The sequence below is a fragment of the Rahnella bonaserana genome, from assembly GCF_019049675.1.
GTDB classification, from domain to species: domain Bacteria; phylum Pseudomonadota; class Gammaproteobacteria; order Enterobacterales; family Enterobacteriaceae; genus Rahnella; species Rahnella bonaserana.
This window is the reverse complement of sequence record NZ_JAFMOW010000010.1, coordinates 1-255: the sequence shown is the minus strand read 5'-3', so window position 1 is coordinate 255 and position 255 is coordinate 1. Positions and strand designations below refer to the sequence as shown.

1 pseudogene is annotated in these 255 nt (G+C 69.4%); it reads left to right on the top strand.

The features are described from left to right. A pseudogene (locus J1778_RS24540) lies at positions 1-255 on the top strand (type VI secretion system Vgr family protein); the annotation flags it as partial.

The window sequence follows — 255 nt, the reverse complement described above, 5'->3', positions numbered from 1 at the left end:
GCGAAGCGACCACGCCGCTTGACGCCAGCGCGCAGGTGCGAAGCGCCGCGCCGGTGACCGGAGAAAGCTACCTGTACGCCCGACCCTACCGCGAGGCCGGTGAGGACGTGGACGCCGCCGCTGAAACCGGCGCGTTCTACGCCCGCATCCGCCATGAACGTAAGCTGAATCATCAGTGCCGCATCTTTGCCCGCACCACCGGCAGCGGGCTGGCGCCGGGTCAGGTGCTGGAGCCGCAGGCCTATCCGTTCAGCG